This is a genomic window from Exiguobacterium sp. E17S (assembly GCF_057772545.1).
Map to the genome: position 1 here is coordinate 1 of NZ_JBYLRU010000020.1, position 457 is coordinate 457.

The following is a 457-nucleotide window of genomic DNA, read 5'->3' on the forward strand; positions in this document are numbered from 1 at the left end:
GCCGTGTCTCAGTCCCAGTGTGGCCGATCACCCTCTCAGGTCGGCTATGCATCGTCGCCTTGGTGGGCCGTTACCCCACCAACTAGCTAATGCACCGCAAGGCCATCTCAAGGTGACGCCGGAGCGCCTTTCATCAGCGGACCATGCGGTCCGATGAACTATCCGGTATTAGCTCCGATTTCTCGGAGTTATCCCAATCCTTGAGGCAGGTTCCTTACGTGTTACTCACCCGTCCGCCGCTCATTCCACTGCCTTCCCTCCGAAGAGTTCCGTCAGTTTCCTGCGCTCGACTTGCATGTATTAGGCACGCCGCCAGCGTTCGTCCTGAGCCAGGATAAACTCTCCATGAAGTGTTTGACTTGCTCGTTGTTGTGACCGAAGTCACGATTGACGAAGCTTGCGCTTCATTCGTTTTTGTATTCCGTAGAATACGATTTTTGCCTCATCGTTCAGTTTT

General features: G+C 53.8%; 1 rRNA gene. It reads right to left on the bottom strand.

What is annotated here, in order from left to right:
- A 16S ribosomal RNA gene (locus tag AC3B4V_RS16245) occupies positions 1 to 350 on the bottom strand; the annotation flags it as partial.
- Between the last annotated feature and the right edge of the window lie 107 nt (positions 351 to 457).